Raw genomic sequence first — 23,388 nt, forward strand, 5'->3', positions numbered from 1 at the left:
CGTCGTCCGTTAACACCGTTTTCTGCTGGACGTGATAAAGAGTATAGGTAAGCATTTCGCCATCCGGGGATTATTCAGAATCTTTAACCACCGGGTGAAATTAAGCCGTTACGAAAACCAGGTTCCTTGTTGCCAGTGACGTCGCCAAATCCACGCCAGAGACAGCCCGCGCAGCGCCAGGAACACCGCCAGCGCCAGCCATAATCCGTGATTGCCCAACACCGGCACCGTCAACAGCGTGAGGGCAAAACCCGCAGCCGCCACCGCCATGCTGTTACGCATTTCCGCCCCGCGCGTCGCGCCGATAAACATGCCGTCGAGCAGATAACACCACACGCCGATCACCGGTAAAACCACCTGCCAGATAACGTAGCGATCGGCCAGCTCACGCAGTTGGGTAATCGATGTCAACATCGCGACGATGTGCTCCCCCGCCACGGAATAAATCAGCGCAAAGGCCAGAGCAACCATTCCGGACTGACGGCAGGCCGCTTTCCAGACGCCCAACAGCTGGCTGTCATCCCGCGCGCCGTAAGCCTGCCCGGAATGCGCTTCTACCGCATAGGCAAAACCATCCAGCGCGTAAGCGGTGAAGGTAAGCATCGTCATCAGCACCGCATTCACGGCGACGATATCGCTGCCCAGTCGCGCGCCAAATACCGTGAGCGCACCAAAACAGAGCTGCAGGAGCAGCGAGCGCAGCATGATGTCGCGATTCAACGCCAGCAGGCGGCGAATATTGCCTCGCCAGGACTCTTTGAGCATCTCCAGCGATATACCGCGCAGGTGCAGCACGCGCCGCACCATCAGCAAGCCAATGAAAAATGTCACGTATTCGGAACATGCCGTCGCCAACGCTGCGCCCTGCACGTTCATGTGCAGGCCCATCACCAGCCATAAATCGAGCACGATGTTTAAGACGTTGCCGACCACCAGCAAAATCACCGGCGCGCGCGCGTACTGTACACCGAGCAGCCAGCCGAGCAGAACCAGGTTTGCCAGGGACGCAGGAGCGCTTAACCAACGGATTTCGAGGAAACGCCGCGCCTGTTCCAGTACAGCATCGCTGCCGCCGACAATATGCAGCGCCAGGTCAATCAGAGGGGTGCGGAGCACGACAATCACCAGGCCCGCCCCCAGCGCCAGCAGCAAAGGCTGCACCAACGCGCGAGCAAGACGCATAGGGTCTTTAGCGCCGTAGGCTTGTGCGGTGAGGCCGGTGGTGCTCATGCGCAGGAATAACAACAGCATGAACAAGAAACTGGTCGCCATGGAACCGATCGCCACGCCGCCGAGATAAACAGGGCTGTCGAGATGACCGATGACCGCCGTATCCACCAGCCCCAACAGCGGCACGGTGATATTTGAGAAAATCATCGGCAGCGCGAGACGCCACAATGCCTTGTCTGCAGTGGTGAAGAGCGGCATGAGAAAACCTGTGATTGTGAATGGGTAAAACGAAGTGGCGCCAGAATAGCGCCACTCTTCCCGTCATAGCTTACGTGCTGATGTTCTGGCGATGTATGCCTGAACGCAACGTGAATTATTGAGGGTGTCTAAAGCTAATTATAGCCACTCGCCGTTGCGAATAACGCCAACCGCCAGCCCTTCGATGGAGAAGTTCTGCTGACGCAGATCGACTACAATCGGAGAAAATTCGCTGTTTTCAGGCAACAGCTCAACAGTGCTGCCCTGTTTTTTCAGGCGCTTAACCGTCACTTCATCGTCGATACGGGCGACAACAACCTGACCGTTACGCACATCCTGCGTTTTATGAACCGCGAGCAAATCCCCGTCGAGAATACCGATATCACGCATCGACATTCCGCTGACGCGCAGCAGGAAATCGGCGCTCGGCTTGAACATCGCCGGGTCGACCTGGTAGTGGCCTTCGATATGCTGCTGTGCCAGCAGGGGTTCACCTGCCGCAACACGCCCGATCAGCGGGATACCGGTTTCTTCTTCTACCAGAAGACGAATGCCGCGAGAGGCACCGGAAACAATCTCAAGAACGCCTTTACGTGCCAGCGCTTTCAAGTGCTCTTCAGCCGCGTTCGGGGAACGGAACCCCAAGCGCTGCGCGATTTCCGCACGCGTTGGCGGCATGCCCGTCTGGCTGATGTGATCCCGGATAAGATCGAACACCTCTTGCTGCCTGGTCGTTAACGCTTTCATTCCGCCCCCTGGGTGTATATACAGTTATGCTGTGAGTATATACAGTTAATGGCGAATTTGGAACCGCAAAACGCACAAAAAACCAGACGTTTGCGTAATTCTGCGGACGTTATCGATAATGCGACCACAACAGCGTTACCCAAGTGAGTAAGGCGACACCAATTGCCAGAAACACCGCGGCGGAACCCATATCTTTTGCACGGCCCGACAGTTCGTGGCGTTCCGTCCCTATGCGGTCAACCACCGCTTCAATCGCACTGTTGATAATTTCCACTATCATCACCAGAAGTACTGAACCAATCAGTAACACTCGGGTGATGGCATCCACATCTAACCAACAGGCGAGAATGATGGCGATAACGGCGGCAACGCCTTCCTGGCGAAAAGCGGCTTCGTTTTGCCAGGCGGCGCGAAAACCTTTCCAGGAGTAGCCTGCTGCTTTGAAGATTCGGGTTAACCCGGTGGTATCATTTGCCATCAAAAGAACCTTTTACATTATTTAGCATCAATGTCACTGCACGCCTGACGCGGTAGAACAGATATTCTGTGCACTTTCTGTTATCCTTGCGGCGCATTTGCATGATTAACCAGAGGCTTTACATCGTTTATGTCTGGCTGGCCACGAATTTACTACAAATTACTGAATTTACCATTAAGCGTGCTGGTAAAAAGTAAGTCTATCCCGGCAAATCCTGCTGAGGAACTGGGACTCGATACTTCACGCCCTATTATGTACGTTCTGCCGTATAACTCGAAGGCAGATCTGCTGACTTTACGCGCCCAATGTCTGACGCATGGTCTTCCGGACCCGCTTGAGCCGCTCGTAATCGACGGCACCGAGCTGCCGCGTTACGTGTTCATTCACGGCGGGCCGCGCGCGTTTACGTATTACACGCCGAAAGAAGAGTCTATCAAGCTGTTCCACAATTATCTGGATTTGCATCGCAGCAACCCAGAACTCGATGTGCAGATGGTGCCGGTGTCCGTGATGTTTGGGCGCTCCCCGGGCCGCGAAAAAGGCGAAGTAAACCCGCCGCTGCGCATGATGAATGGCTTCCAGAAATTATTTGCCGTGACCTGGCTCGGTCGCGACAGCTTCGTGCGTTTCTCTCCGTCCGTTTCGCTGCGCCGCATGGCCACCGAGCACGGCACCGATAAAATTATTGCACAGAAACTGGCACGTGTGGCACGAACGCACTTTGCCCGTCAGCGTCTGGCTGCCGTCGGCCCGCGTCTGCCTGCACGTCAGGACTTGTTCAACAAGCTGTTGGCGTCCAAAGCGATTGCGCGCGCGGTGGAAGACGAAGCGCGCAGCAAGAAAATTTCCCATGAGAAAGCGCAGCAAAACGCCGTCGCTTTGATGGAAGAGATTGCCGCGAATTTCTCTTACGAAATGATTCGCCTCACCGATCGCGTGCTGGGCTTCACCTGGAACCGTTTGTACCAGGGGATCAACGTTAATAACGCCGAGCGCGTGCGCCAGCTGGCTCACGACGGCCATGAAATTGTTTATGTGCCCTGCCACCGCAGCCACATGGACTACATGCTGCTGTCCTACGTGCTCTATCACCAAGGGCTGGTGCCGCCGCATATCGCCGCAGGCATCAACCTGAATTTCTGGCCAGCCGGCCCGATTTTCCGTCGTCTGGGCGCGTTCTTTATTCGTCGTACCTTCAAGGGCAACAAGCTCTATTCCACCGTGTTCCGTGAATACCTTGGCGAGCTGTTCAGCCGTGGTTACTCCGTAGAATACTTCGTGGAAGGCGGTCGTTCCCGTACCGGTCGTCTGCTGGACCCGAAAACAGGCACCCTGTCGATGACCATTCAAGCGATGCTGCGCGGCGGCACCCGACCTATCACCCTCGTACCGATCTACATCGGCTATGAGCACGTGATGGAGGTAGGGACTTACGCGAAAGAACTGCGGGGCGCGACCAAAGAGAAAGAGAGCCTGCCGCAGATGCTGCGCGGGTTAAGCAAGCTGCGCAATCTCGGCCAGGGTTACGTCAACTTTGGCGAGCCGTTGCCGCTGATGACCTACCTGAACCAGCACGTGCCGGAATGGCGTGAATCTATCGATCCGATTGAATCCATTCGCCCGGCATGGCTGACGCCAACGGTGAATAACATCGCCGAAGACCTGATGGTGCGCATTAACAACGCAGGCGCGGCTAACGCCATGAACCTGTGCTGTACCGCGCTGCTGGCGTCACGTCAACGCTCTCTGACCCGCGAACAGCTGACCGAACAGCTGGAATGCTACCTGCAGCTGATGCGCAATGTGCCCTACGCGGCGGATGCCACCGTGCCGTCGGTCACTGCCAGCGCGCTGATTGACCACGCGTTGCAGATGAACAAATTCGAAGTCGAGAAAGACACCATCGGCGATATCATCATTCTGCCGCGCGAGCAGGCAGTGCTGATGACGTACTATCGCAACAACATCACCCATATGCTGATGATTCCGTCCCTGTTGGCGGCTATCGTGACGCAGCATCGCACTATCTCGCGCACCGAGATGGTCCGTCATGTGGAGATGCTGTATCCGATGCTGAAATCCGAACTGTTCCTGCGCTGGGAAAAGGAAGAGTTGGCGGGCGTTATTGACGAGCTGCTGGCAGAAATGCAGCGTCAGGAGCTGGTGACTATTGAGAACGACGATGTTCGCATTAATCCGTCGCACTCCCGTACCCTGCAGCTGTTGGCCGCCGGGGCGCGTGAAACGCTGCAACGTTATGCGATAACCTTCTGGCTGCTGAGCGCGAATCCGTCCATCAACCGTAGCACGCTTGAAAAAGAGAGCCGTACCGTGGCTCAGCGTCTGTCGGTGCTGCACGGCATCAACGCGCCGGAGTTCTTCGACAAAGCGGTGTTCAGTACTCTGGTGCTAACCCTGCGTGACGAAGGCTACATCAGCGACAGTGGCGATGCCGAACCGGCTGAGACAATGAAAATCTATCAGCTGCTGGCCGAACTGCTGGCACCGGATGTCCGTCTGACTATCGAGAGCGCCAGTCAGGACGCTTGATATCAGCGCATAAAAAAAGCCGGAGCAATGTGAGTTGCTCCGGCTTTTTTGTTTTTGTTACCGGGTGATCATGCCCGGCGGCGCTGCGCTTGCACGGGCCTACAGGGTTAAACCATATAACTCATCGCCAGGCCGATAAACAGTACCAGCCCCACGTAGTTATTGTTCAAAAACGCCTTGAAACAGGCATCACGGTCACGGTCTTTAATCAATTTTTGCTGGTAAACGAACAGCGCACCGGCGACAAATATCGACCAGTAGAACGCCCAATTTAAGCCGCTCATCCAGCCCACGGCGGCCATCAGCGCCAGTACGGCCACCTGCAAAATACCGATAATCAGTTTGTCCTGTTTACCGAACAAAATGGCCGTTGATTTCACGCCAATCTTCAGGTCGTCGTCTCTGTCGACCATCGCGTACTGGGTGTCGTACGCCACGGCCCAGCAAATATTGGCGAGGAACATCAGCCAGCAACTCAGGGGCAGTGATTCACTCACAGCGGCATAAGCCATCGGAATCGACCAGCCAAAGGCCGCGCCCAGCACCACCTGCGGCAGATGGGTGTAGCGCTTCATAAATGGATACACCCACGCCAGCGCCAGCCCTGCCACCGACAGCAGAATAGTCATCTTATTGAGCGTCAGTACCAGCAAGAACGAGAGCACCACCAGCACGATAAACAGCGTACGCGCCCCTTTTTCACTCACATCACCGCTGGGTAGCGGGCGATGCGCAGTGCGCTTAACATGTCCGTCAATTTTGCGGTCCGCGTAATCATTCACTACACAACCGGCGGCGCGCATCAGCCAGACGCCCGCCACAAACACCGCGAGGATCCACAGCGGCGGCACGCCAGGCATCGCCACCCACAGCGCCCATAACGTCGGCCAAAGCAGCAGCAGCGAGCCGATTGGCTTATCAATTCTCATCAGACGGCTATAAGCCTGCAGCTTATTCTGCGTCAGACTCCTCTCCATAATTCACTTCCTCTCAGTACAGCGGCGACGCAGGCAGAAACAGCTCGGTTAACAGCAGCGGTTTTCCGCTCAGCCGGAGACGGGAACGACGCCCCCACAGCTCTGCATCTTTACCAATTTCAATAAAATCACGGGTTAAAGTGGATGACGTAAACAGATAGCGTCCCAGCGGCGTTTTGCCCAGCTGTTGCAGCTGTAGCTCGGGCCCGCTCAGGGTGGATTCCGGGACCACCGTGCGCCCGGCAAGCCAGGGTTCACCGTCAGCACACAGCAAAATTTCACGCAGCCAGTAGCGCGCTTCAACAGGCAGCAATGCCTGCTCTGCAATAATCTCATCCTGACCGACAAAACCTTCGCGGATAAGCGTCACAGTGACACGCTTGCCCTGCTGTTCGAAGCGTTTGGTCATGGAATCTTCCAGCAGCAACCAGTCAAGCTGTGCCGCATCGAGTTCCGGAAGGGTGGTGTAATAGCGTAGCGCACGCAGTTGCGCCAGCGCAGGGTGTGACATACCAGGCTCTCCGATACATAACTTATCGGCATTGTATCGTAGAAAAGGGTTCGCGGGAGGAAGAAACGACAATATACGAGCGGCAACGCAACAGCCATGCAACGCCAGAAAAAACGGTGCGCCCAAAAGGACGCACCGAATGGCCTGGGCCAAAGATCAGCAATGTGGGGAGACGGTCACCCCTTGCCTTTTACACTACTGATAAAGGTTGAACGGGCCGAAGTCGAACCGAGGCGCTCGGCTTCGTTTAACAGTTTCAGGGCCTTGTCGATGTTGCCCTCGTTAACGGCCTGTTTAATCGCGGTATTGAAATAGCTTTCGGTGTCATTCAGAACCGGCTCGCTCTTCGCAGCGGGTGCAGTCGATGCCGCTGAAGCCGCAACCGGAGCCGCAACAACCGCTGCCGTTGCAGGTGCCGTGGCAGGCGCTGCGTACACTGGTGCCGCCGTGTTACCCACAGTGACAGCACCAGGGCCGGAAGAGCCAAACAGTGGGCCGACCAGCACGCTTGAAGCGGAGGACGTTTTCACTTTCAGCTTCAGGGTGCCTTCGGTCGCGTGGCGCGCAACGGGGTCCGGAATATCCGGCACCGCGTTGCCAATACCTTTGGCATACGCTTTCGCCGGGTCAATCAGCGTGGTGGTCTGCTGCAAATCTTGCGGCGTGGTGAACACCAGCACGTAAATTTTCTGCTGCCCTAACGCAGGCGTCAGGCGCATTACCCCTTCCAGGCGGTCGGCACTCATTACACCGGGTTCTTGGTAGGTGAAATAGCTGCTTGGGAAGAACGCTGATGGCGTCATGTTCTGATCCAGGATCAGCACGTTCGGCGCATAAACGTGGGTTTGTTTGTTCACTTCGCTGGTGAGGGTAATGTTCAGTTCACCAATGTTAGCCGGGACGCTATAGGCCGCCACCGGGCCGGTAATGCCAGGCACGTTCAGTTGCTGCCCGCCCCCGGCGAGATCGGTACTTTGGGTTTTGGACAGATCTACCGGGGTCCAGACCAACTGTTGTAAGGCCGATGCCGGGATAGTCGGGGCGGCAGTGGTATTCTGCGGCACGAAATTGACGTCAGCGAAACTGACTGCCGGTACGCTTGCCAGCAGGCCAGCGGAGAGGCATAGCGCGATGAGACTTTTGTTCATTTTCATTTTAATGACCTCAAAAACAGGGCTCAGCGGTAGCCAGGCAATAGCGCGCTGAGTCTAAAACAGAGGGGCTTTCGCCCCTCTTTCTGTGGCATAACAGTGGGTTAACTTAACTGCACATTACCACCAGATTTCCATCTGGGCACCGAAGCTAAATTCGCTGTCGTCGCCACGGCCCATGCCAGCGGTCTGCATACCGAAGTTAGAATTGTAATCGGTGTTATTGGTCGCCGGGCTACCGCCAGTGTCATAACCCCAGTTTTCATCCCACTTCGCATAGGTTGCGAACACACGCAGTGCCGGACGGGACCAGATGCTGTCGCCCGCCTGCCATTGTTGCGCGAGGGTAATTTTGTACTGATTGTTGGTGTCGCCGGTGTTCTGGGATTTGACGTTGTCGTAGCCCACTTCCAGCAAGGTACTCATGATAGGCGTCCATTTGTACATTGGACGGATACCCACGGTATACCATTTGGTCCCGTTGTTGTTATCCCAGTCGATGTCCTGGTACATACCGACGTACATCAGGTCCCAGTCATCGCCAAGGGAGATTGCACCGTGGTCGAGAACACGCAGCAGGTGACCGTCGTTGTTGATGCCGTAAGCATACAGTTTGCCGCTTTCGTCGTTACCGACACCGACACCTGCGCCCTGAGACAACCCTTTACCCTGTGAGGTCATAGAGTCAGTGGCGTACTGAACCACGAATTTGTTAAAGCCCTTCAGCATGCTCTGGGTATGTTCCGCAGTGAACATCCAGCCATCTTTTTGCGCTTTCGGCTGCAGGTAGTAATCGTCATTGACGTTGGTGTGACCGTAGTCAACACCCAGCTCCAGAGTACCGCCTGGGTTGATTTCCATCTGGCCCAAACGGACGTCATACACATCGTTAGCCGTGTCGGTGGTGTAATCACGCAGGTTGTTACTGGAGAAGGTTGAGGTACCACCCGCTTCCGTTGAACGGGTTGCTGCGAAGGAGAGTTTACCGATGCCCACATCCACGTTTTCCAGACCCGCGCCCGGACCGGAGATATCCCAGTAGTAGAAGTCGATCATGTGAACGTCATGACGCTGATAGAAACGCTTACCGGCCCAGATGGTGGAACCTGGCAGTGCGTCGATCAGGTTTTTACCCTGCACGTTGGCTTCACGGAACGCCGGGTCAGTCGCTTCCCAGTCGTTCTGCTGTGCTACGGAATAAGCCACGTTAGTGTCGAAGTAGAAGCTCTTATCGCCCTCTTTCCACACTTCCTGGCCAAATTTCAGCTCGGCGTACGTTTCACATTCGTTACCGAGACGATATTTACTTTGTGCACCCGTTGCCTGGAAACACTGTTGTGCGCCGCCTTTACCGGACCAGCCGATACCCGAACGGGCATAACCTTTAAAATCTACGGCGCCCGCGTGCGCAGACAAAATGCCTGCAGTCACGGCGATTGCCACTGGAAGTTTGCGCAGAGTAATCATCATTCTATCTCCTGAGACCATTGCTTTTCTTTTGTTATGGGATTTAAACGCCCGGTTCTTTGTGCAGCCGACGACATGCAGAGCCATCCTCACGGAACAGATGGCAACGCTCTGGCGGCAGACCGATAGCGAATTTGGCTCCCTCTTCTACCAACACCACGTCATTCTGGCGGTACACCAGGTTCTGACGGATGGCGGGGATCTGGATATGAATTTGCGTTTCGTGACCCAGTTGCTCGACGACCTGGACGTCCCCTTCGAGGGTGACATCGGCGATGTCACTCGGTAGAAGATGCTCAGGACGAATACCTAACGACATATTGGCGCCGACCTGCACGCCGGTACTTTCAACCGGCAGCCAGATTTGCTGACGGTTAGGCAGTTCCACCTGCACCTGCTCAATGGCGGTAGCAGTGACTTTCACCGGCAGGAAGTTCATCTTCGGCGAGCCAATAAAGCCCGCGACAAAGCGATCGGCCGGGTAGTGATAGAGTTCCAGCGGCTTGCCAATCTGCGCCACGCGTCCGGCATCCAGCACCACGATTTTGTCGGCGAGAGTCATCGCTTCGACCTGATCGTGGGTGACGTAAATCATCGTGCGGCCCAGACGCTTGTGCAGACGGGAAATCTCAATGCGCATCTGTACGCGCAGCGCAGCGTCGAGGTTCGACAGCGGCTCATCGAGCAGGAACACGCGCGGTTCGGCCACCAGCGTACGGCCAATGGCCACACGCTGACGCTGACCGCCGGAAAGCGCTTTCGGTTTACGCTCCAGAAGGTGAGCCAGCTGCAGCACTTCGGCCACCTGAGTCACGCGCTGGTTAATGACGTCTTTCTTTGCCCCGGCTAACTTGAGGCCGAAAGACATGTTTTCTGCAACAGAGAGATGGGGGTACAACGCGTAGGACTGGAACACCATGCCGATACCGCGTTCAGCAGGCGGCGTTTCGTTCATGCGTTTATCACCAATCAGCAGTTCCCCGCTGGTGATGGTTTCCAGTCCGGCGATCATGCGCAGCAGCGTAGATTTGCCGCAGCCCGATGGCCCGACAAACACCACAAACTCCCCCTCATGGATGTCGAGATTGATGTCTTTCGACACCACCACGTCACCCCAGGCTTTCGTTACGTTTCGCAGCTGTACGCTCGCCATCCCCTTCTCCCTTCGTTACAACCGGTCACTAAAAGAAACATTCATCTGCGGCTGACTATGCGCGACCAATAACTTTCGTGAATCCTCCACCCTTGAGTTTTTCATGGGGGAGGAGGTGGGAGGATGAGAAGAATGCACCTGACCCCGCGCACGGCGTGGCCTGGCTAAAATCGTGATGGGTACGGCAAAAATCAGCGTCATTTTGTGTGCGCCAGAACCCATAACTTAAAATTATGTAACAGAGATCACATAAACGAGGGGTGGGGCGTAGGGTCGGGGAGGATGGAAAGAGGTTGCTAAGAAAGGAAACTCAGCGTTGTAAAAGCCACCAGGCGTATCCACGAGTACATCACCAAATAGGACGGGATATATGAAAATCAAAACTGGCGCACGCATCCTCGCGCTGTCTGCACTGACCACGATGATGTTTTCCGCCTCTGCCTTCGCCAAAATCGAAGAAGGTAAGCTGGTTATCTGGATCAATGGCGATAAAGGCTATAACGGCCTTGCTGAAGTCGGTAAGAAATTCGAGAAAGACACCGGCATCAAAGTGACCATTGAGCACCCGGATAAACTGGAAGAGAAATACCCGCAGGTTGCCGCCACTGGCGATGGCCCGGACATCATCTTCTGGGCGCATGACCGTTTTGGTGGCTACGCGCAGTCTGGTTTGCTGGCTGAAGTGACCCCAGATAAAGCGTTCCAGGACAAGCTGTACCCGTTCACCTGGGATGCCGTGCGTTACAACGGCAAGCTGATTGCCTACCCAATCGCGGTAGAAGCGCTGTCGCTTATCTATAACAAAGACCTGGTGCCTAACCCGCCGAAGACCTGGGAAGAGATCCCGGCGCTGGATAAAGAACTGAAAGCGAAGGGTAAATCTGCGCTGATGTTCAACCTGCAAGAGCCGTACTTCACCTGGCCACTGATTGCCGCCGACGGCGGTTACGCGTTCAAGTTTGAAAACGGCAAATATGACGTTAAAGACGTGGGCGTTGATAGCCCTAGCGCGAAAGCAGGTTTGACCTTCCTGGTTGACCTTATCAAGAACAAACACATGAACGCCGACACCGATTACTCCATCGCAGAAGCTGCCTTCAACAAAGGCGAAACTGCGATGACCATCAACGGTCCGTGGGCGTGGTCGAACATCGACAAGAGCAAAATCAACTACGGCGTCACCATGCTGCCGACCTTTAAAGGCAAAGCGTCTAAACCGTTCGTGGGCGTGCTGAGCGCGGGCATCAACGCTGCCAGCCCGAATAAAGAACTGGCGAAAGAGTTTCTCGAAAACTACCTGCTGACCAACGACGGTCTGGCGGAAGTGAACAAGGATAAACCGCTGGGTGCCGTTGCGCTGAAATCCTACCAGGAACAGCTGGAAAAAGATCCACGCATCGCCGCCACTATGGCCAACGCCCAGAAAGGCGAAATCATGCCTAACATCCCGCAGATGGCTGCCTTCTGGTACGCCACCCGCACCGCGGTTATCAACGCGGCCAGCGGACGTCAGACCGTAGACGCTGCACTGAAAGATGCTCAGGGACGTATTACTAAGTAAGTCATAAGGCACGAAATGTAGGCCTGATAAGCGAAGCGTCATCAGGCGCTGTTGCCGGATGGCGACGCAAAGCGTCTTATCCGGCCTACACGTTTTCACAGCTGTAGAGGAATAGACCCCATGGATGCCGTTAAAAAGAGTCACTGGTGGCAAAGCGAAACGCTGAAGTGGTCCGTTGTCGGGCTGCTGGGCCTGCTGGTTGGCTACCTTGTTGTTTTAATGTACGCCCAGGGGGAGTACCTGTTCGCCATCATGACGCTGATTTTAAGCTCTGCTGGCCTGTATATTTTCGCCAATCGTAAAGCCTACGCGTGGCGCTATGTTTATCCTGGCATGGCCGGCATGGGGCTGTTCGTCCTGTTCCCGCTTATCTGCACCATCGCCATCGCGTTCACGAACTACAGCAGCACCAACCAGCTGACCCAGGAACGCGCACAGCAGGTGTTGATGGACCGTTCTTATCAGGCGGGCAAAACCTATAACTTCGGGTTATACCCGGCGGGCGATGCGTGGAAGCTGGCGCTGACCGACGGTGACAGCGGTAAAAATTACGTCTCCGACGCCTTCAAATTTGGCGAAGAGCAAAAAATCACCCTGAAAGAAGCCGATGCGCTGCCGGAAGGTGAACGTGGCAACCTGCGCGTCATCACTCAAAATCGTCAGGCGCTGAATCAGCTGACCGCGATTCTGCCGGATGACAGCAAAGTGATCATGAGTTCTCTGCGCCAGTTCTCCGGCACCCGCCCGCTCTATACCGAAGGGCAAAACGGCGAGCTGACCAACAACCAGAGCGGCGTGAAATATCGCCCCAATAACCAGGTTGGCTTTTATCAGGCGGTCAACGCCGACGGTAACTGGGGCGATGAAAAGCTGAGCCCGGGCTACACCGTCAGCATCGGCTGGGATAACTTCACCCGCGTCTTCACCGACGAAGGCATTCAGAAACCGTTCTTCGCCATCTTCGTGTGGACCGTGATTTTCTCGGTGCTGACCGTACTGCTGACCGTAGCCGTGGGCATGGTGCTGGCCTGCGTGGTGCAGTGGGAATCGTTGAAAGGGAAAGCCGTTTACCGCGTGCTGCTGATTCTGCCATACGCCGTGCCGTCGTTTATCTCGATCCTTATCTTCAAAGGTCTGTTCAACCAGAGCTTTGGTGAAATTAACATGATGCTGAGCGCGCTGTTTGGCATCAAACCGGCGTGGTTCAGCGACCCAACCACCGCGCGCTCGATGATTATCATCGTCAACACCTGGCTCGGTTATCCGTACATGATGATCCTGTGCATGGGGCTGCTGAAGGCGATTCCGGACGATTTATACGAAGCCTCGGCGATGGATGGCGCAGGCCCGTTCCAGAACTTCTTTAAGATTACGCTGCCGCTGCTGATCAAGCCGCTGACGCCGTTGATGATCGCCAGCTTTGCCTTTAACTTTAACAACTTCGTGCTTATCCAGCTGTTGACCAACGGTGGCCCGGACAGGCTCGGCACCACCACTCCGGCGGGCTATACCGACCTGTTGGTGAGCTACACCTACCGTATCGCCTTTGAAGGCGGCGGCGGTCAGGACTTCGGTCTGGCGGCGGCGATTGCCACGCTGATCTTCCTGTTGGTAGGGGCGCTTGCGATTATCAACCTCAAAGCCACGCGCATGAAATTCGATTAAGCCTAAAAGACCAGGCGTTATTGGCGCAGCCAGTTTGAACATGGACTGCGCGGAAAAACCGGAGCGTACACGTAGTACGTGAGGATTTTGAGCACAGCTCAGGTTCAAAATGGCAAGTAAAATAGCCTGGAGCGGTGTTAAGGAGAGATTCATTTTATGGCTATGGTTCAACCGAAATCTCAAAAGCTGCGTTTATTCACCACGCACCTGTTGCTACTGATTTTCATCGCCACAATCATGTTCCCGCTGCTGATGGTTATCGCCATTTCGCTGCGCGAAGGTAACTTCGCCACCGGCAGCCTGATCCCGGACCAGATATCCTGGGAGCACTGGAAGCTGGCGCTGGGCTTTAGCGTCGAGCACGCCGATGGCCGCGTCACGCCGCCGCCGTTCCCGGTGCTGCTGTGGCTGTGGAACTCGATCAAAATTGCGGGCATCACCGCGGTCGGTATCGTGGCGCTTTCCACCACCTGTGCTTACGCCTTCGCCCGTATGAAGTTTCCGGGCAAAGCGACGCTGTTGAAAAGTATGCTGATTTTCCAGATGTTCCCGGCGGTGCTGTCACTGGTCGCGCTGTATGCCCTGTTCGACCGCCTCGGCCAGTACATTCCGTTCATCGGCCTGAATACCCACGGCGGCGTTATCTTCGCCTACATGGGCGGCATCGCGCTGCACGTCTGGACCATCAAAGGCTACTTCGAAACCATCGACGGTTCGCTGGAAGAAGCCGCCGCACTGGACGGTGCCACGCCGTGGCAGGCGTTCCGCCTGGTGCTGTTGCCGCTGTCCGTGCCGATTCTGGCGGTGGTCTTTATTCTGTCGTTCATCGCCGCCATCACCGAAGTGCCGGTTGCTTCCTTGCTGCTGCGCGACGTGAACAGTTACACCCTGGCCGTTGGGATGCAGCAATATCTCAACCCGCAAAACTACCTGTGGGGCGACTTTGCCGCGGCGGCTGTGTTGTCCGCTATCCCTATCACGCTGGTGTTCCTGCTGGCCCAGCGCTGGCTGGTTAATGGCCTGACGGCGGGCGGAGTGAAAGGTTAAGTTTCATTGTTATACCTGCCCTAAAGATTTCGGGTTAGGGCAGTGCCACTGTAATGCCACTGTTATCCTCAATTTGTACTTGTGACTGTTGATTTGGCGCTCTCTGGAGCGCCATTTTTTTATTCACGTTTCAGGCGTTTTGAGTTGCACAGCCAAAGGGTGATAACCAGCAGCAGGATCGCCGCGGAGTAGATCAGGACATCGAGTGGGGATTTATGATCAACGATGATCAGCCGCACGATGGCGGTGATCCCGATGTAGACGAAGTAGCGCAGCGGGAAGTGAAAGCCGGACTGAAAGTATTTCACTATCAGCGCGATAAATTCAAAATAGAGAAAGTAAACCACCAGCCCTTCCACCAACTCGTACTTGCTGGTTTGTTCCGGGGCGAACAGGACATCGGCCAGATGGAGCGTTTCTTTGCCGAGGAAAACCACCAGGATCAGGCCCAGGCTGAGCAAACCCAGATTCAACACGGTCTGCAAAACGGTGGAGATAAATTCAACGCGTGGACGAGTCAGCGATGTCATACAGCTTCTCCTTCGTTCGTTGTGGCGAACCCCTTGTATAACGCAAAAATGTGACGGAGATCTACATTTTTTGTTTATATTTCGCGCAGGTCACCATCGAGAATTATACCCGGACGAAGTCAGTCTCAAAGTTAAAAGTGTGCCAGAGGTGACGCGCGCAGGAATACTCGAACAATTTACCGTTATCAAGAAAAGCGGTTTGATCCACTTGCACCAACACCGTGGGGCCACTCAAAGCCAGCCATTCAATTTCTTGCTCACTGGCCTGTACACCACTAATATTCATGTGTGCACTGTGCACCGTGAAACCCAGTTCACCAGTGATATAGCGATAAATGGATTGCCTGACATGGCCCAGGTTAAGCTGCGGGATTAAGGCGATTGGCATCCAAGTGTATTCAATAATCGAGGGAATGCCATCGATTACCCGCACACGATTAATTTCATACACCAGCTCGCCAGTTGGCATTAACAGTTTCCGGGCAATGTCCTCACTGGCGGGCACAGCAGTAAAGCACTGAACTCGCGTTTCAAGTGTTTTACCAGACCATGCACAGCGTTCAGCGGTACCCAGCAAATGCGAATTACTGGCAGCAGAAGCCAGACGTTTCACAAAAGAACCCAGTCCGCGCTTGCGAAGTACCAGGCCTTCCCTGACCAGTAAATCCAGCGCCTTGGCCACGGTTAATTCGCTACAGGCAAATTCCAGAGCCAATTTTGATCCTTCGGGGAGCTTCTTATCCGGAGCATATATCCCGGAGACAATTCGTCGCCGGACTTCCTGATATATTTCCATATACTTAGGCATAACCCACTCCGCAAACGGCCCCAGATCGGGGCCGGAATCTGTTGATTAACGTGATAGGGACGCGGCCATCCGAACCCAGGTGTGTCGACGCCCCCGAATGGCCATGGAGAGCGCGTTTACCGCTTCAGGACTGGCCATGCCTGCAACACCCGCATCACCAAAGTTATGCATATCACTACCACAACGTTTGCTGGCGAGGCCAATTTCGCGAACCGTAGCACAATCAGCGCCTTCCTGACTACTGCTCAGGGTGGTGATCGCCAGACCCTGCTGCTGTTGTATAACGTCAACAATGGCGGCGACTTTCGCTTCTGATGCCCCGCGACATCCGGCCGGTGCAGGGAAAATGACGCCATGCGCACCTGCTGCGATAAACGCGGCATACTCCTGCGGCAGAGCCAGACCCGCAGTACAGAATTTTGCCACCAGGATCATTTTGTCGGTCTGCTGGCCAGCCGCCGCGATGGCGTCACACATTCTGTCCAGCGTGACACCGGGTTTGTCATACCCCGTGAGGCAGAAAAAGTCGGCATGTTGGACTGCCGCCAGGTTGGCCTCGCTAAAGACATTCGCGCCGGCAGGCGCTGATGGGTCCAGGACTTCCAGACTGACGCCGACTAACCGGCCGGTCAGTTTTTTCATCTGAGTAATCGCATTTTCGCCGAAGCGGGAATGTCCACCGGTGACCACGGGCTGCTGACAATTCAATCCTTTCAACAGGAGCAAGTCGGCACCAAAGGCACACAGCAGCTCCGCATTACTGACTTCGGCAAAAAGCGCAGGCGCTTCGGCAGCTACCTCCGCCATAATGACTCGCCCTTCGCATGCAGCAATCGCATCGCGCAAAAGCGGCCCGGTAACGGATTGCTGAAAATCACTGGCACGACAATTCAAAATACGTTGCATAAAGACTCCTTAGTCCAGGGTGACAGTGGCGGGGGACGGTTGCCGGAAGGCCGTTTCGAGGATCTCCAGATTGGTGAGCGCTTCTTCTTCACTGACATAGTTGGCCGTTCCGAGGGTCAGTGTTTCATAAAGCGCATCGTAGACCCGGCCGTAATCTCCTGGCACGGCAGGCAACCTTTCGCACACAATCTCCCCCTGTTCATTTTCATATTCCAGCAATGACATTTGTTCATCCGCTCCAAATCCAGCATCACCCGGCATCACACCGGCTTTGAGGCTGGCCTCCTGCTTATCAATGCCGTAACGAATAAAAGAGCCCCGGCTGCCGTGAACAATAAATTTGGGGTAGTCAATTTTCACCAGATGACTGGTTTTAACGATAGCTTTGCAATGGCCATAATAGAGCTGGGTTTCAAAGGTATCGTCGGGGTTTGCCGGATTGCGTAAGCTGCGCAAGTGGTAACTCACCTGCCGGGGTCGCCCGAGGAGGGATATCATTTGATCGAGGGTATGCACTCCCAGACCATAAAATGCGCCATTAAAATGGCTGTCCGGCTGGGCTTCCGTCTGCGGACGGAAGTAATCAAAATGGCTTTCTATCTCAATGAGTTCGCCCAGCTTGCCGCTGTCTATGGCCTGCTTCATGGTCAGAAAACAGCTGTCAAAACGGCGATTCTGGAAAGGAGAAACCGTCAGCCCCTTGCTTCGCGCGAGCTCAAACAGCGTTTTGGCCTCCTCCAGGGTCGTGGTAAAAGGCTTTTCGACCAGCACATTCTTGCCGTGCTCAAGACATTGCCTGGCGTAATGAAAATGGCTATCCGGAGGAGTACAGACCACCACCAGAGCAATGCTTTCATCCTGCAAAATATCCTCTAATGACGAAGTAAATTCGATGCCCTGATAAAGAGCAGCGGTTTCTGTTTCCGGCTTACGGTGACGGTTAAAAATACGTTTAACGTTAAATTTATCCTTACGCTTGAGCACATAAGGTAAATGATAACGGCTGGCGCTTTTACCAAAGCCAATATACGCGGTGTTAATCATCATTTTTATCCTGGTTAAAATATATGAGTGTTGAGCGAACGGCGGATTCCCCGTCCAGTCGACTGAAATAAGTGGCATCCAGCGGCACAACCGGGCAGTGATGCTTGATCTCCTCGGTTACCGATTCCCGCATATAAACGATTTGTGGCCCGAGTAATATCAGGTCAGCTTTCGGGTATTCCTCAGCTAATCGGCCAAAATTGATAGCGTAGATGTTGAGCGTGCAGCCTTTGCCTCGAGCAAAATTGCGCATTTTAGTGGCCATTATTGATGTGGACATTCCTTCATTGCACATCAGAATGATGGTTTTATTGTTCAACACAGACAGGTCATGCAGCGGTTCTTCAACTGAGACAGGCATATCTTTGCCACTCTCGATCTTGTCTCTTTCCACCCGACCTATCTCCGCTACCATTTTTTCGTTCTGAGATTTAATCAATGACTTCTCATAAGCCATTAAAAACGGCAGATAAGCAAAAACGCCAATAGCAAGCAGGATCAGTTGCAGGAGAACATTGCGAAAATCACCGCCAGATCCTAACCAACCAGAGAGCAATGGCGGCACAGACCACGGGACATAGGCCACTATTTTTGAAACCATTCCCCAGGAGGTCGCGAAATACGCAATGATGAAGTTAATTTGCGGATAAATGATAAAGGGGACCATCAGCAGCGGATTATAAAGAACCGGAAAACCGAAGATCACCGGTTCATTAATATTAAATAGCCCAGGTGCAATTACGGTACGGGAAAATTTACGATGGCTGGCAAATTTGCTGCGGACAAAAATCGCCAACAACAATGCCAGGGTGCCTCCGGTTCCACCCATATGGCCGTACAAATCGCGGAATGGCAGCACGATAATGTGCGGAGGCGTTTGCCCACTGGCAAAAGCCGACATATTTTCCTGCATCGCCACCAGCAGCGGCGGTTCCAGGATAGGGTTAATAATTCCTGAGGGGTGTATCCCTAAAGAAAACAAAAGATTGGTTAGTGTCGTTAAGGTCAGAAAACCCGGAAGATTGGTGGTCAAATGTACCAGTGGTGCCTGAATAAGAGTCTGGATGAGGGCCTGAACTTCACTTCCCGACAGTACATTTACCCCAAAAGCCACCAGTGCAAAAAGCCCGATAGTCAGCATAATAGAAAACATTGACTGAAAAGACTGCACCACCATGGGGGGCACCTCTTCTCCAAGTCGGATCTGTAAGCGCTGGCTTTTTGAGATCCACAGAAAAATATTTGTGGAAATAATCGCGGTAATAATTGCCAGGAACACGCCACCCGCGTTGGTATTACTATAAGGTACGACACCCGTTAACGCTATAGCATCGCCGCCTGCAGCTGGAGCTTGCATAATCGTCACTGGCATCAGCACATAAAAGGCGGCCAGAGCAACCATCGCGGGGATAACCGGCGTCGAGAACCTTTTCTTACTGGCAATATTCCAGGCAATTAATATCACCAGCATCAGCGACAAAATATTCATCGTACCATTCAGGATACGGTCTCCGATATTACGCAAACGTAATAACGTTTCGCTCGATAAGAGATCGCTCAATATTCCTTTCGTATCAAGAAAGACAAAATTGAACATAATAAATAGCCCAGCCAACACCAGAAAAGGGACGGCGATCACGAAACTATCACGCAAACTGCGTAAATGAACCTCAGAGGCCATTTTTTGCGAAGCATCCGTAATCCGTCCCAACAATGAGGATGAAGACATATGCATAACCTTATGCGTAAGGGTGGATTTACCGCTTTTATTTAAAACTATATAGTTTTAAATAAAATCTATACTGATCACATTCCAGGCAAAAGCATGATGATAAATGGAGCGCCACCTCTCCCTCATAAGGAGAAGTGGCGGCAGAGGGAAAACGAGGGGAAAACTTAGCGGAAATTCTGACTACGATCGCTGGTCATGTCATACAGCTGGAATTTACGACCGAGCTGCTGGCCGCCGTCGCGCGTCAGCGGTGTCCAGCCAATCGATGCGCGGCTGCGGGTTGGGCCGGACGAGAACAAGTCCAGCGGCACCGATACGTACACCCCTTTGGTGAAATCACCCTCGCCGTACTCATCCGCCGACACGTTAGTGATCGTCGCATACGCGCCCACCACCACGCCGCTGTCGAAGTGTTTCGACACTTCCAGCGTGCCGCCTTTATCGCCCGCCAGATATTGCCCAACGCTGGCTTTCACCAGCACGTCCTGTGCGAACGACGGCGTCCAGTAGGCGGTCAAATTCCCTACTTTGGCGCTGTAATCGGTGAACTTCATCATGTCCAGCGAACTGGTCCAGTCACGCTGTTTCACGTAGTTGGCATCCACACCAAACGCCCAGTTGCTGTCGACCGGACGCCATAGCACTTCGCCACCCACGCCGCCGTACATGGTTTCCAGATAACCACCGTACACCTGGCCATAAAAATCATTGCCCAGATACTGCAAATAGTTGGCCTGCAGATTATTCACGTAAACGTCGTTTTCAACGTATTCACGCACGTGAGTACGCACGCGCGGCAGCGTCGAATCGTTTGGCGGATTGGTATAGTTGAACTTGTCGTAGTTGTTGGCGAGGTTGCCAAACACACTGCCGGTGGTCAGCAGGTGGTCGGTCACCCACCAGTCGGCAGTGGCCATTACGCCCAGCTGGTACATGTAGAAGCTTTCCGGCCCACCAATAGACTGGCTGAGCACCGGATCGACGTGGAAATCAAAGCGCGATTTGTCGATGTACCAGCCCTGCTCGGTTTTGTCCGGCACCACTGGCGCTTCACGTTTCTGCACCAGTTCGGTCTGCTGACCCAGCGGCTCACCTTCCAGATGACGCTTCAGGCTGGCGACGTTGGTTTCGGTGGTCACCTGCGGCATATTCAGACGGTTTTCAGTCACGCGAATGGTGCTGATGCCGTCCGGCAGATCGTTCATGATGATGCGGTTTGCGCGCTCGATACCTTCACGCGAATCACGGTATTTCACCTGCTCGCCGGTGACGTACAGCGTATCGCCTTTCACCTGAATTTTCGGGTCAGCAAAACCGGCGTTGTACTTGAGCAACGTCAGCTGATTCGCCACCACGGAGTGTTGCAGAATGGCATCCTGCGGCTGTGGCCGGTATTTCGGTCGGCTGTTGTCGTTGTACGACGGACGCAGATCGTTAAAGTTGGTGCGCAGGGTCACGCCGAACATGAAGGTGTTACCGCGCTCGTAGCTGAGGTTAACGTCGGCCCAATCGGTCACGCGATAAATGGCGCCGACGTTAAACTTGCTTTTTTGTTCGAGCTTTCCAGCGAAGTCTTCGCTGTAGTTATTGCCTTCATACTCCAGTTTCAGACGCAGCGGCTGCCACGGCGTCTGGTATTCCACGCCGCCAAACAGCGAGGCCGGGCCGTGGAACATCTGGCTGCTGTCCACCGATCCCGCCTGTTTGTAGCTGTTGTCGCGATAGCAGTATTTGTCGCTGTAGCTACAGAACGGGTTTTTGACGTTACCGCTGGTGCCGAGGTAGCCCCAGCCGAGACCGAGGCTAAAATCAAATGGGCCCCAGGCTTTGCTGGCGACAAGATATTCCGCATCAAACAGGCCAGTCCCGCCAATATCACGCGCCCCGACGGACACCTGCGGCATCCAGTAGCTCTCTTCCCACAGGCGCAGCTTAAGGTCGAAGGCTTTATCTTTGTAGGTCTGATCACCGGAGAAGGCTTCCACGCTGCTGTATTCTCGGGTTCGCACGTCGGTATAACGCAGGGTCGTTTCAAGCCACGGGAAAAGCTGCACCGAGGCAGAGTAATAGCGGTACTGGTCGTTATCGCGGTAGTTGAGGCTCATCTCGCCTTCGCGCGCCATACGGGCGGTTGGCGTTTGCAGCAGGCCGACACCACCAAAGTCAGACTGCGACGGGCCAATCGGTGCCGGATACGTTTCCGCATGGCAGGCCGCGCTGACGCCCAGCGCCAGCAGGCTGTAGAGAAATCTTTTTTTCATTATTCCGGGATCCGCTGTGCAAGGGCACGAAGAAGCGCGGCGTTCAGGTAGGCATACTTCTTCGTCCAAAGTGAGTCGGCGAAACCGACAAAAATGATGCTGCCGGGCATCGGCTCAATGTGACGCTTATTCCAGTACGCCACCGGCGCTTTTTCTTTGCGTCCATCGGGATAAATCACCCAGGCATAGCTGCGGTCCGCGCCGCTCAGCAGGCTCATCTCATCGAGATACGCCGCCACGTCTTTGCCAGGGACAAACGCGGTTTTACCCGGACGACTAATCAGCCCAAACACGCTGACGGTGGTCGGCTGCTGGCCAACCCACAGGCTGTACTGCCCTTCCAACGGCGGGTTCGCGCGACGCCCAAGCCGCACGCTGTCGGGGTCGAGGCTGACAAACTGTCTGCCGGTGATATTCAGCGTTTGCAGCTGCTGGCGCATGGCGTTAATGGCCGCGGCATCGTCACCGCTTTCGTCCGCCGCCAGTGCGCCAAGCTGCGCCATCAGCGTCTGTTTTTGCTGCTGCGCCACGGCAGTGGCCTGTTTTTCTGCAATAACCGCCCCTGGCCACCAGCTGTTTTCCAGCCTCGGCTGCGCCACTAAATCCGCCAGATGGGCGGCCTCGGTCAGGGTTTTTGCTTCTTTTGCCCCGTTGATATAAACATCGACGGTGCCTGCGGCCAGCGCGAGTGGGGCAATAAACAGCGTCATCACTGCGGCCAGGGTGAGTTTTTTCATTGCTTCGCCGCCTTGATCAGGGTGGTTTTCACCAGGAAGAAATTCGCGCCGAGATACTGTTCTGACTGACGAATTTGTCCGTCGCTATCCACCCAGAAGCGGTTCTGCCAGCTCGCCTGATCGGTGCTCGCATCTTCCACCAGCACGCGCACGACGGTGGATTCTCCCGCCAGCGTCAGGGTGTCGGTGCCCTGCCAGTGGAATTCAGAGCGGGCGGTGGCGTAGCGCACCTGTTTGTGTTCCGTCCAGCCCAGAGTGCGAGTCCAGCTTGCGCCATCGATAATCTGATTAGGTTTTCCCAGCGGATCGTCGGCGAGGTTATTCACGCTGAGCAGGTTGTCGCCGCCGAGCAGCGTTTTCACGATGCGCCCATGCTGCGTCACCACCGTGGCCTGATCTTGCGTCACCCACTTCTGCTGACCGTTTTCTGAAAACGCGAGGACCACAAACAGCTGCGGGCCGTTATTGAGCTGCATGTACTGGCTGGCATACGGCATGTTCTGGATATCGTCGGCGGTAAGCTGCACGCCTTGCGTGCCGAAAAGGCTATTCCACAACGACTTGCCGAGTCCTTCCGTGCTGGCTGAACAGGCCTGAAGTAGCAGGCAAAGAGTGAAAATAATAGGTCGCTTCAC

The 23,388-nt window shown here is 54.6% G+C and carries 20 protein-coding genes; 4 read left to right on the forward strand and 16 right to left on the reverse strand.

Annotation, left to right across the window (positions count from 1 at the left end; all coding sequences use genetic code 11):
* Positions 1-108 precede the first annotated feature (108 nt).
* The 3 genes from dinF to MUU47_RS04365 all read right to left on the reverse strand — a co-directional run bounded on the left by dinF (position 109) and on the right by MUU47_RS04365 (position 2,653).
* A complete protein-coding gene (dinF, locus tag MUU47_RS04355) occupies positions 109-1,428 on the reverse strand; it encodes an MATE family efflux transporter DinF (protein WP_258986925.1) in 1,320 nt (439 codons plus the stop codon).
* A 138-nt stretch (positions 1,429-1,566) separates the two neighbouring features.
* A complete protein-coding gene (gene lexA / locus MUU47_RS04360; RefSeq protein WP_110511047.1) occupies positions 1,567-2,175 on the reverse strand; it encodes a transcriptional repressor LexA in 609 nt (202 codons plus the stop codon).
* A 109-nt stretch (positions 2,176-2,284) separates the two neighbouring features.
* Positions 2,285-2,653: a diacylglycerol kinase gene (locus tag MUU47_RS04365; protein ID WP_159776623.1), complete on the reverse strand. Its 369-nt coding sequence runs from the start codon at positions 2,651-2,653 to the stop codon at positions 2,285-2,287.
* A gap of 129 nt (positions 2,654-2,782) precedes the next feature.
* On the opposite strand from MUU47_RS04365, the gene plsB reads away from it, so the two are divergent.
* On the forward strand, positions 2,783-5,203 hold the full coding sequence (plsB, locus tag MUU47_RS04370) for a glycerol-3-phosphate 1-O-acyltransferase PlsB (RefSeq protein ID WP_258986926.1): 2,421 nt from the start codon (positions 2,783-2,785) through the stop codon (positions 5,201-5,203).
* A 107-nt stretch (positions 5,204-5,310) separates the two neighbouring features.
* Here plsB and ubiA read toward each other — a convergent pair whose 3' ends face one another.
* The 5 genes from ubiA to malK all read right to left on the reverse strand — a co-directional run bounded on the left by ubiA (position 5,311) and on the right by malK (position 10,462).
* A complete protein-coding gene (gene ubiA / locus MUU47_RS04375; RefSeq protein WP_258986927.1) occupies positions 5,311-6,180 on the reverse strand; it encodes a 4-hydroxybenzoate octaprenyltransferase in 870 nt (289 codons plus the stop codon).
* Positions 6,181-6,193: 13 nt separating this feature from the next.
* Complete coding sequence (gene ubiC, locus MUU47_RS04380; RefSeq protein ID WP_159759801.1) at positions 6,194-6,691, reverse strand: chorismate lyase; 498 nt, start codon at positions 6,689-6,691, stop codon at positions 6,194-6,196.
* Between the two features lie 176 nt (positions 6,692-6,867).
* The gene (gene malM, locus MUU47_RS04385; RefSeq protein ID WP_258986928.1) at positions 6,868-7,845 is read right to left on the reverse strand and encodes a maltose operon protein MalM; all 978 of its coding nucleotides are present in this window, start codon (positions 7,843-7,845) and stop codon (positions 6,868-6,870) included.
* Positions 7,846-7,962: 117 nt separating this feature from the next.
* The gene (locus MUU47_RS04390; RefSeq protein WP_258986931.1) at positions 7,963-9,312 is read right to left on the reverse strand and encodes a maltoporin; all 1,350 of its coding nucleotides are present in this window, start codon (positions 9,310-9,312) and stop codon (positions 7,963-7,965) included.
* 40 nt (positions 9,313-9,352) lie between these two features.
* Positions 9,353-10,462, reverse strand: a complete 1,110-nt coding sequence (gene malK / locus MUU47_RS04395; protein WP_258986933.1) for a maltose/maltodextrin ABC transporter ATP-binding protein MalK — start codon at positions 10,460-10,462, stop codon at positions 9,353-9,355.
* Positions 10,463-10,832: 370 nt separating this feature from the next.
* Between malK and malE the strand changes: the two genes are divergently transcribed.
* The 3 genes from malE to malG all read left to right on the forward strand — a co-directional run bounded on the left by malE (position 10,833) and on the right by malG (position 14,735).
* Positions 10,833-12,023: a maltose/maltodextrin ABC transporter substrate-binding protein MalE gene (gene malE, locus MUU47_RS04400; protein WP_258986943.1), complete on the forward strand. Its 1,191-nt coding sequence runs from the start codon at positions 10,833-10,835 to the stop codon at positions 12,021-12,023.
* A gap of 120 nt (positions 12,024-12,143) precedes the next feature.
* Positions 12,144-13,688 (forward strand): maltose ABC transporter permease MalF, encoded by a 1,545-nt coding sequence (gene malF / locus MUU47_RS04405; RefSeq protein ID WP_258986945.1) that lies wholly within the window; start codon positions 12,144-12,146, stop codon positions 13,686-13,688.
* A gap of 156 nt (positions 13,689-13,844) precedes the next feature.
* The gene (gene malG / locus MUU47_RS04410; protein ID WP_258986946.1) at positions 13,845-14,735 is read left to right on the forward strand and encodes a maltose ABC transporter permease MalG; all 891 of its coding nucleotides are present in this window, start codon (positions 13,845-13,847) and stop codon (positions 14,733-14,735) included.
* 119 nt (positions 14,736-14,854) lie between these two features.
* Here malG and psiE read toward each other — a convergent pair whose 3' ends face one another.
* The 8 genes from psiE to MUU47_RS04450 all read right to left on the reverse strand — a co-directional run bounded on the left by psiE (position 14,855) and on the right by MUU47_RS04450 (position 23,388).
* Positions 14,855-15,265, reverse strand: a complete 411-nt coding sequence (gene psiE / locus MUU47_RS04415; RefSeq protein WP_159776592.1) for a phosphate-starvation-inducible protein PsiE — start codon at positions 15,263-15,265, stop codon at positions 14,855-14,857.
* A gap of 103 nt (positions 15,266-15,368) precedes the next feature.
* Positions 15,369-16,073 carry a GntR family transcriptional regulator gene (locus tag MUU47_RS04420; RefSeq protein ID WP_258986947.1) on the reverse strand — a complete coding sequence of 235 codons (705 nt, stop codon included), beginning with the start codon at positions 16,071-16,073 and terminating at the stop codon, positions 15,369-15,371.
* A 45-nt stretch (positions 16,074-16,118) separates the two neighbouring features.
* Positions 16,119-16,979 (reverse strand): DUF7916 family protein, encoded by an 861-nt coding sequence (locus MUU47_RS04425; RefSeq protein WP_258986948.1) that lies wholly within the window; start codon positions 16,977-16,979, stop codon positions 16,119-16,121.
* A gap of 9 nt (positions 16,980-16,988) precedes the next feature.
* A complete protein-coding gene (locus tag MUU47_RS04430) occupies positions 16,989-18,026 on the reverse strand; it encodes an oxidoreductase (RefSeq protein WP_258986949.1) in 1,038 nt (345 codons plus the stop codon).
* Positions 18,016-19,752, reverse strand: a complete 1,737-nt coding sequence (locus MUU47_RS04435) for a PTS transporter subunit EIIC (protein WP_258986950.1) — start codon at positions 19,750-19,752, stop codon at positions 18,016-18,018. Before MUU47_RS04435 ends, MUU47_RS04430 begins: the two co-directional genes overlap by 11 nt.
* Positions 19,753-19,919: 167 nt before the next feature.
* Positions 19,920-22,016 (reverse strand): YjbH domain-containing protein, encoded by a 2,097-nt coding sequence (locus MUU47_RS04440; protein WP_258986951.1) that lies wholly within the window; start codon positions 22,014-22,016, stop codon positions 19,920-19,922.
* A complete protein-coding gene (locus MUU47_RS04445) occupies positions 22,016-22,753 on the reverse strand; it encodes a capsule biosynthesis GfcC D2 domain-containing protein (RefSeq protein ID WP_258986952.1) in 738 nt (245 codons plus the stop codon). Before MUU47_RS04445 ends, MUU47_RS04440 begins: the two co-directional genes overlap by 1 nt.
* Positions 22,750-23,388: a YjbF family lipoprotein gene (locus MUU47_RS04450; RefSeq protein ID WP_258986953.1), complete on the reverse strand. Its 639-nt coding sequence runs from the start codon at positions 23,386-23,388 to the stop codon at positions 22,750-22,752. Before MUU47_RS04450 ends, MUU47_RS04445 begins: the two co-directional genes overlap by 4 nt.

It is taken from the genome of Scandinavium hiltneri, assembly GCF_024764835.1.
Classification (GTDB): Bacteria; Pseudomonadota; Gammaproteobacteria; order Enterobacterales; family Enterobacteriaceae; genus Scandinavium; species Scandinavium hiltneri.

What these genes read in the sequence shown, in the direction of transcription:
- dinF (WP_258986925.1), bottom strand. Translation starts at nt 1,428, where the DNA reads ATGCCGCTCTTCACCACTGCAGACAAGGCATTGTGGCGTCTCGCGCTG.
- lexA (WP_110511047.1), bottom strand. Translation starts at nt 2,175, where the DNA reads ATGAAAGCGTTAACGACCAGGCAGCAAGAGGTGTTCGATCTTATCCGG.
- MUU47_RS04365 (WP_159776623.1), bottom strand. Translation starts at nt 2,653, where the DNA reads ATGGCAAATGATACCACCGGGTTAACCCGAATCTTCAAAGCAGCAGGC.
- plsB (WP_258986926.1), top strand. Translation starts at nt 2,783, where the DNA reads ATGTCTGGCTGGCCACGAATTTACTACAAATTACTGAATTTACCATTA.
- ubiA (WP_258986927.1), bottom strand. Translation starts at nt 6,180, where the DNA reads ATGGAGAGGAGTCTGACGCAGAATAAGCTGCAGGCTTATAGCCGTCTG.
- ubiC (WP_159759801.1), bottom strand. Translation starts at nt 6,691, where the DNA reads ATGTCACACCCTGCGCTGGCGCAACTGCGTGCGCTACGCTATTACACC.
- malM (WP_258986928.1), bottom strand. Translation starts at nt 7,845, where the DNA reads ATGAAAATGAACAAAAGTCTCATCGCGCTATGCCTCTCCGCTGGCCTG.
- MUU47_RS04390 (WP_258986931.1), bottom strand. Translation starts at nt 9,312, where the DNA reads ATGATGATTACTCTGCGCAAACTTCCAGTGGCAATCGCCGTGACTGCA.
- malK (WP_258986933.1), bottom strand. Translation starts at nt 10,462, where the DNA reads ATGGCGAGCGTACAGCTGCGAAACGTAACGAAAGCCTGGGGTGACGTG.
- malE (WP_258986943.1), top strand. Translation starts at nt 10,833, where the DNA reads ATGAAAATCAAAACTGGCGCACGCATCCTCGCGCTGTCTGCACTGACC.
- malF (WP_258986945.1), top strand. Translation starts at nt 12,144, where the DNA reads ATGGATGCCGTTAAAAAGAGTCACTGGTGGCAAAGCGAAACGCTGAAG.
- malG (WP_258986946.1), top strand. Translation starts at nt 13,845, where the DNA reads ATGGCTATGGTTCAACCGAAATCTCAAAAGCTGCGTTTATTCACCACG.
- psiE (WP_159776592.1), bottom strand. Translation starts at nt 15,265, where the DNA reads ATGACATCGCTGACTCGTCCACGCGTTGAATTTATCTCCACCGTTTTG.
- MUU47_RS04420 (WP_258986947.1), bottom strand. Translation starts at nt 16,073, where the DNA reads ATGCCTAAGTATATGGAAATATATCAGGAAGTCCGGCGACGAATTGTC.
- MUU47_RS04425 (WP_258986948.1), bottom strand. Translation starts at nt 16,979, where the DNA reads ATGCAACGTATTTTGAATTGTCGTGCCAGTGATTTTCAGCAATCCGTT.
- MUU47_RS04430 (WP_258986949.1), bottom strand. Translation starts at nt 18,026, where the DNA reads ATGATGATTAACACCGCGTATATTGGCTTTGGTAAAAGCGCCAGCCGT.
- MUU47_RS04435 (WP_258986950.1), bottom strand. Translation starts at nt 19,752, where the DNA reads ATGTCTTCATCCTCATTGTTGGGACGGATTACGGATGCTTCGCAAAAA.
- MUU47_RS04440 (WP_258986951.1), bottom strand. Translation starts at nt 22,016, where the DNA reads ATGAAAAAAAGATTTCTCTACAGCCTGCTGGCGCTGGGCGTCAGCGCG.
- MUU47_RS04445 (WP_258986952.1), bottom strand. Translation starts at nt 22,753, where the DNA reads ATGAAAAAACTCACCCTGGCCGCAGTGATGACGCTGTTTATTGCCCCA.